We start from the raw sequence: 6,869 nt of genomic DNA, 5'->3' as shown, positions 1-6,869 counted from the left end.
TGGACTTCGGCGGCTGCCGTCTCTCGCTGGCTACCCCGGTTGATGAAGCCTGGGATGGCCCGGCAGCGCTGAACGGTAAACGTATCGCGACCTCTTACCCACACCTGCTCAAACGTTATCTCGATCAGAAAGGAGTTTCGTTTAAATCTTGTCTGTTAAACGGCTCAGTAGAAGTCGCTCCCCGTGCGGGTCTGGCTGATGCGATTTGCGATCTGGTGTCCACCGGCGCAACGCTTGAAGCCAACGGTCTGCGCGAAGTAGAAGTGATCTACCGCTCTAAAGCCTGTCTGATTCAGCGCGACGGCGAAATGGCCGAAGCCAAGCAACAACTGATCGACAAACTGCTGACCCGTATCCAGGGGGTTATTCAGGCCCGTGAATCCAAATACATCATGATGCACGCGCCGAGCGAGCGTCTGGACGAGGTCATCGCCCTGCTGCCCGGCGCTGAGCGCCCTACCATTCTGCCTCTGGCAGGCGACCAGCAGCGCGTTGCCATGCACATGGTCAGCAGCGAAACCCTGTTCTGGGAAACAATGGAAAAACTGAAAGCGCTCGGTGCAAGCTCAATTCTGGTGTTGCCGATTGAGAAGATGATGGAGTGATCTGATGCCTGATGGCGCTTCGCTTATCAGGTCTACAAGAATTGTCACAATTATTGATATTACGGGTCTTGTAGGCCGGATAAGGCAGCGCCGCCATCCGGCAACACCCGATAATGGAGTAACGACCATGAGCTTCAATACCCTGATTGACTGGAATAGCTGTAGCCCTGAGCAGCAGCGCGAACTGCTGATGCGCCCGGCAATTTCCGCCTCTGAAAGCATCAGCCGTACGGTGGCCGAGATCCTTGAGAACGTCAAAAATAACGGCGACCGGGCGCTGCGTGAATATAGCGCAAAGTTCGATAAAACCGAGGTTGGCGCGCTGCGCGTGACCGAGGAAGAAATCCAGCAAGCCAGCAGTCGCCTTAGCGACGAACTGAAACAAGCCATGCAGGCGGCGGTGCGTAATATTGATACTTTCCACACCGCGCAGATCCTGCCACCGGTGGATATCGAGACCCAGCCAGGCGTGCGTTGCCAGCAGGTTACCCGCCCTATCGCTTCCGTGGGCCTGTATATTCCTGGAGGTTCGGCGCCGCTGTTTTCCACCGTATTAATGCTGGCGACCCCGGCGCGCATCGCCGGTTGCAAAAAAGTGGTACTGTGCTCACCGCCGCCGATTGCCGATGAAATCCTCTACGCCGCGCAGCTGTGTGGCGTAAAAGAGGTGTTTAATGTGGGCGGTGCGCAGGCTATTGCCGCGCTGGCGCTGGGCACCGAATCTATTCCTAAGGTCGATAAAATCTTCGGGCCGGGCAATGCATATGTGACCGAAGCCAAACGCCAGGTCAGCCAGCGTCTTGACGGCGCGGCCATCGACATGCCTGCTGGCCCGTCCGAAGTGCTGGTTATCGCCGACAGCGGTGCGACGCCGGACTTTGTTGCCTCTGACCTGCTTTCTCAGGCAGAACACGGCCCCGACTCGCAGGTTATTCTCCTGACGCCAGACGCTACGCTTGCCGAAGGCGTTGCCAAAGCCGTTGAACGCCAGCTCGCTGAGCTTTCCCGCGCTGAGACCGCACGTCAGGCGCTCTCCGCCAGCCGCTTAATCGTGGCGAAAGATCTGGCGCAGTGCGTTGAAATATCTAACGCCTACGGTCCGGAACACCTGATTATTCAGACCCGCAACGCGCGTGAACTGGTTGATGAGATCACCAGCGCCGGTTCGGTGTTCCTCGGGGACTGGTCGCCGGAATCCGCAGGCGACTATGCTTCTGGCACCAACCACGTTCTTCCGACCTACGGCTATACCGCGACCTGCTCAAGCCTTGGGCTGGCTGATTTCCAGAAACGGATGACCGTACAGGAATTAACCCCACAAGGTTTCTCTGCCCTGGCCTCAACCATTGAAACACTGGCCGCTGCTGAACGACTGACTGCCCACAAAAATGCCGTCACCCTGCGCGTTAACGCCCTGAAGGAGCAAGCATGAGCACTGACAACTTTCTCAGCGTCACTGATTTAGCCCGTAAGAATGTTCGCGAATTAACGCCCTATCAGTCTGCCCGTCGACTCGGCGGTAACGGCGATGTCTGGCTCAACGCGAATGAGTACCCAACCGCCGTTGAGTTCCAGCTCACTCAGCAAACGCTGAACCGCTACCCTGAATGCCAGCCGAAAGCTGTGATTGAGAATTACGCGCAGTATGCTGGCGTCAAGCCGGAGCAGGTACTGGTCAGCCGCGGCGCAGATGAAGGGATCGAACAGCTGGTGCGCGCTTTTTGCGAACCCGGTAAAGATGCCATTCTCTACTGCCCGCCGACTTACGGCATGTACAGCGTCAGCGCCGAAACGATTGGCGTTGAGTGCCGCACCGTTCCAACCCTTGATAGCTGGCAACTTGATTTGCAAGGCATCGCGGACAAGCTTGATGGCGTGAAAGTGGTTTACGTATGCAGCCCGAACAACCCAACCGGCCAACTGATCAAGCCACAGGATCTGCGTTCGCTGCTCGACATGACGCAGGGTAAAGCTATCGTGGTTGCCGATGAAGCGTATATCGAGTTTTGCCCGCAGGCCACGCTGGCAGGCTGGCTGTCTGAGTATCCGCATCTGGTGATATTACGCACGTTGTCCAAAGCGTTTGCGCTCGCCGGTTTACGCTGCGGGTTTACGCTGGCGAATGAAGAGGTTATCAATCTGCTGTTAAAAGTGATTGCCCCTTACCCACTCTCTACGCCGGTGGCAGATATCGCCGCCCAGGCGCTGACGCCGCAAGGGATTTCCGCCATGCGTAAACGCGTAGAGCAGATCCTGGAAGAGCGTCAGTATCTGGTAGATAACCTGAAAACAATTCGCTGTGTAGAGCAGGTATTCGATTCTGAAACCAACTATGTTCTGGCGCGCTTCACCGCATCAAGTAGCGTATTTAAATCTTTGTGGGATCAGGGCATTATCTTACGAGATCAGAATAAACAACCTTCGTTAAGCGGCTGCCTGCGAATTACTGTCGGAACCCGTGAAGAGAGCCAGCGCGTCATTGACGCCTTACGTGCGGAGCAAGTATGAGCCAGAAGTATCTTTTTATTGACCGTGATGGAACCCTGATTTCCGAACCGCCAAGTGACTTTCAGGTCGATCGCTTTGACAAACTCGCCTTCGAGCCGGAAGTTGTTCCCGTTTTGCTGAAACTGCAAAAAGCAGGTTTTAAGCTGGTTATGATCACTAACCAGGATGGACTCGGAACCCAGAGTTTCCCGCAGGCTGATTTTGACGGTCCGCATAACCTGATGATGCAAATTTTCACCTCTCAGGGCGTGACGTTTGATGAGGTATTGATCTGCCCGCACCTGCCAGCAGACGAGTGCGATTGCCGTAAGCCAAAAGTGAAGCTGGTTGAACAGTATCTGGTTGAACAGGCCATGGATATGGCGAACAGCTACGTCATTGGCGATCGGGCGACCGATATTCAGCTCGCTGAAAACATGGGCATTAGCGGATTGCGTTACCATCGCGATACCCTGAACTGGGCGATGATCGGCGAGCAGTTGACCAAACGTGACCGCTACGCACACGTTGAGCGTAATACTAAAGAAACGCAGATTGACGTCAAAGTCTGGCTGGACCGCGAAGGCCGCAGCAAAATCAATACCGGCGTTGGCTTCTTTGACCACATGCTGGATCAAATCGCCACCCACGGCGGTTTTCGCATGGAGATTGCCGTCAAGGGCGATCTGTATATAGACGATCACCACACCGTTGAAGATACCGGTCTGGCGCTGGGCGAAGCCTTAAAGCTGGCGTTAGGCGATAAACGCGGCATCAATCGTTTTGGTTTTGTACTGCCGATGGATGAGTGCCTGGCACGTTGCGCGCTGGATATCTCCGGGCGTCCGCACCTGGAATACCGCGCGGAGTTTACCTACCAGCGCGTTGGCGATCTGAGCACGGAGATGATCGAACACTTCTTCCGTTCACTCTCTTACACTATGGGCGTCACCCTGCACCTAAAAACCAAAGGCAAAAATGACCACCACCGCGTGGAAAGCCTGTTTAAAGCCTTTGGCCGTACGCTGCGTCAGGCGATTCGTGTAGAAGGCGACACGCTGCCCTCCTCAAAAGGAGTGCTGTGATGAACGTGGTGATTCTGGACACCGGCTGCGCCAACCTGCACTCGGTAAAATCCGCCGTCGCACGCCACGGATATGATCCTGTTGTCAGCCGTGACCCGGACGTGGTGCTGCGCGCCGATAAACTGTTTCTGCCGGGCGTCGGCACCGCGCAGGCGGCTATGGACCAGTTGCACGAGCGCGAACTGATTGAACTGATTAAAGCCTGCACGCAACCGGTACTGGGGATCTGTTTAGGTATGCAACTGCTGGGCCGCCGCAGCGAAGAGAGTAACGGTGTCTCCCTGCTGGGCATTATTGAGCAGGACGTCCCGAAGATGACCGATTTCGGTCTGCCGCTGCCGCATATGGGCTGGAATCGCGTCTATCCGCAGGCGGGAAATCGACTGTTCCAGGGCATTGATGATGGCGCCTATTTCTACTTTGTACACAGCTACGCTATGCCGGTAAACCCGTGGACCATCGCCCAGTGCAATTACGGCGAACCGTTTACCGCGGCAGTACAAAAGGACAATTTCTTTGGCGTACAGTTTCACCCGGAACGTTCGGGCGCGGCTGGGGCACAGTTGCTGAAAAACTTTCTGGAGATGTAATGATTATTCCGGCATTAGATTTAATCGACGGCACGGTGGTGCGTCTTCATCAGGGGGATTACGCTAAGCAACGTGATTACGGCAACGATCCTCTCCCCCGTTTGCAGGATTATGCAGCCCAGGGTGCTGAAGTGCTGCACCTGGTAGATTTAACCGGCGCGAAAGACCCGGCACAGCGCCAGATCCCGCTGCTCAAAACGCTGGTCGCTGGTGTCAATGTTCCGGTACAGGTTGGCGGCGGCGTGCGTACGGAAGCAGACGTGGCGGCGCTTCTTGACGCAGGTGTGGCGCGCGTGGTGGTGGGTTCGACGGCGGTAAAATCCCCCGAGATAGTCAAAAGCTGGTTTGCCCGTTTTGGTGCCGACGCACTGGTGCTGGCGCTGGACGTTCGTATTGACGAGCACGGCAATAAACAGGTTGCGGTCAGTGGCTGGCAGGAAGATTCCGGGGTTTCACTGGAAGAACTGGTTGAGACCTATTTACCCGTCGGCCTGAAACACGTGCTGTGCACCGATATCTCCCGCGACGGTACGCTGGCAGGCTCAAACGTCGCGCTGTATGAAGAAGTATGCGCCAAATACCCGCAGGTGGCGTTTCAGTCATCTGGCGGCATTGGCGGAATCGAGGACGTAGCGGCCCTGCGCGGGACCGGAGTTCGCGGCGTGATCGTCGGACGCGCCCTGCTGGAAGGAAACTTCACCGTTGAGGAGGCCATTCAATGCTGGCAAAACGCATAATTCCTTGTCTGGACGTCCGTGATGGGCAGGTGGTAAAAGGCGTCCAGTTCCGTAATCACGAGATTATTGGCGACATTGTCCCGCTGGCAAAACGCTATGCCGATGAAGGCGCAGATGAACTGGTGTTCTACGATATCACCGCTTCCAGCGATGGCCGCGTAGTGGATAAAAGCTGGGTATCACGCGTGGCGGAAGTGATTGATATTCCGTTCTGCGTAGCCGGCGGCATTAAATCCATCGACGATGCGGCGCGCATTCTCTCCTTCGGGGCGGACAAAATCTCCATCAACTCCCCGGCGCTGGCCGAACCGGAACTTATCACCCGTCTGGCGGATCGCTTTGGCGTGCAGTGCATCGTGGTGGGCATTGATACCTGGTATGACGCCGAAACCGGCAAATATCATGTAAATCAGTATACCGGAGATGAAAGTCGTACCCGCGTCACTCAGTGGGAAACACTGGACTGGGTGCAGGAAGTCCAAAAACGCGGCGCGGGCGAAATCGTCCTGAACATGATGAACCAGGACGGCGTACGTAACGGTTATGACCTGGAACAACTGAAAAAAGTGCGTGACGTTTGCCACGTCCCGCTGATTGCCTCCGGTGGCGCGGGCACCATGGAACACTTCCTCGAAGCCTTCCGGGATGCCGACGTTGACGGCGCGCTTGCCGCCTCCGTCTTCCACAAACAAATTATCAATATTGGCGAATTAAAAGCGTACCTGGCAACACAGGGCGTGGAGATCAGGATATGTTAACGAAGCAACAATGCCGCGAACTGGACTGGAAAAAAACCGACGGGCTGATGCCAGTCATCGTGCAGCATGCGGTTTCCGGTGAAGTATTGATGCTGGGGTATATGAACCCGGAGGCGCTGGATAAAACGCTCGAAAGCGGCAAAGTGACCTTTTTCTCACGGACCAAACAGCGCCTGTGGACCAAAGGAGAGACCTCCGGTCACTTCCTGAATGTGGTGCGCATTGCCCCTGACTGCGACAACGACACCCTGCTGGTGCTGGTTAACCCGATTGGCCAAACCTGCCATAAAGGTACCTCAAGCTGCTTTGGTGACGCAAGCCACCAGTGGCTGTTCCTGTATCAGCTTGAGCAACTGCTGGCCGAACGTAAAACCGCTGACCCGGCCAGTTCCTACACCGCGAAACTGTATGCCAGCGGCACCAAACGTATCGCGCAGAAAGTAGGTGAAGAAGGCGTAGAAACCGCGCTGGCTGCGACCGTTAACGACCGTTTTGAGCTGACAAATGAAGCTTCTGATCTGATGTATCACCTGCTGGTGCTGCTGCAGGACCAGAACCTCGACCTGACGATGGTGATTGAGAATTTACGTAAGCGTCATCAGTAAGT

At 55.7% G+C, this 6,869-nt stretch carries 8 protein-coding genes; all 8 read left to right on the top strand.

Annotated elements, in window-relative coordinates; translation table 11 throughout:
• Positions 1–605, top strand: a 605-nt coding sequence (gene hisG / locus FDW94_RS04640) for an ATP phosphoribosyltransferase (protein WP_249358302.1), incomplete at its 5' end; no start/stop codon positions are given.
• 127 nt (positions 606–732) lie between these two features.
• A complete protein-coding gene (hisD, locus tag FDW94_RS04635; protein ID WP_137377217.1) occupies positions 733–2,037 on the top strand; it encodes a histidinol dehydrogenase in 1,305 nt (434 codons plus the stop codon).
• Entirely contained in the window at positions 2,034–3,113 is a 1,080-nt protein-coding gene (hisC, locus tag FDW94_RS04630; protein WP_137377216.1) for a histidinol-phosphate transaminase, read from the top strand. Before hisD ends, hisC begins: the two co-directional genes overlap by 4 nt.
• Positions 3,110–4,177, top strand: coding sequence for a bifunctional histidinol-phosphatase/imidazoleglycerol-phosphate dehydratase HisB (gene hisB, locus FDW94_RS04625; protein WP_000080054.1), 1,068 nt, complete (start codon positions 3,110–3,112; stop codon positions 4,175–4,177). Before hisC ends, hisB begins: the two co-directional genes overlap by 4 nt.
• A complete protein-coding gene (gene hisH / locus FDW94_RS04620; protein ID WP_137377215.1) occupies positions 4,177–4,767 on the top strand; it encodes an imidazole glycerol phosphate synthase subunit HisH in 591 nt (196 codons plus the stop codon). Before hisB ends, hisH begins: the two co-directional genes overlap by 1 nt.
• A complete protein-coding gene (gene hisA, locus FDW94_RS04615) occupies positions 4,767–5,504 on the top strand; it encodes a 1-(5-phosphoribosyl)-5-[(5-phosphoribosylamino)methylideneamino]imidazole-4-carboxamide isomerase (protein WP_137377214.1) in 738 nt (245 codons plus the stop codon). The genes hisH and hisA overlap by 1 nt, the downstream gene beginning before the upstream one ends.
• A complete protein-coding gene (gene hisF / locus FDW94_RS04610; RefSeq protein ID WP_019077116.1) occupies positions 5,486–6,262 on the top strand; it encodes an imidazole glycerol phosphate synthase subunit HisF in 777 nt (258 codons plus the stop codon). Before hisA ends, hisF begins: the two co-directional genes overlap by 19 nt.
• Positions 6,256–6,867, top strand: a complete 612-nt coding sequence (gene hisIE / locus FDW94_RS04605; protein ID WP_137377213.1) for a bifunctional phosphoribosyl-AMP cyclohydrolase/phosphoribosyl-ATP diphosphatase HisIE — start codon at positions 6,256–6,258, stop codon at positions 6,865–6,867. Before hisF ends, hisIE begins: the two co-directional genes overlap by 7 nt.
• The last annotated feature ends 2 nt before the right edge of the window (positions 6,868–6,869 follow it).

It is taken from the genome of Citrobacter sp. wls757 (assembly GCF_005280935.1).
In the GTDB taxonomy this organism is placed as follows: domain Bacteria; phylum Pseudomonadota; class Gammaproteobacteria; order Enterobacterales; family Enterobacteriaceae; genus Citrobacter; species Citrobacter portucalensis.
This window is presented reverse-complemented; position numbering and strand designations above follow the sequence as displayed.

Coding starts and splice junctions, on each gene's coding strand:
- hisD (WP_137377217.1), top strand. CDS start 733: ATGAGCTTCAATACCCTGATTGACTGGAATAGCTGTAGCCCTGAGCAG.
- hisC (WP_137377216.1), top strand. CDS start 2,034: ATGAGCACTGACAACTTTCTCAGCGTCACTGATTTAGCCCGTAAGAAT.
- hisB (WP_000080054.1), top strand. CDS start 3,110: ATGAGCCAGAAGTATCTTTTTATTGACCGTGATGGAACCCTGATTTCC.
- hisH (WP_137377215.1), top strand. CDS start 4,177: ATGAACGTGGTGATTCTGGACACCGGCTGCGCCAACCTGCACTCGGTA.
- hisA (WP_137377214.1), top strand. CDS start 4,767: ATGATTATTCCGGCATTAGATTTAATCGACGGCACGGTGGTGCGTCTT.
- hisF (WP_019077116.1), top strand. CDS start 5,486: ATGCTGGCAAAACGCATAATTCCTTGTCTGGACGTCCGTGATGGGCAG.
- hisIE (WP_137377213.1), top strand. CDS start 6,256: ATGTTAACGAAGCAACAATGCCGCGAACTGGACTGGAAAAAAACCGAC.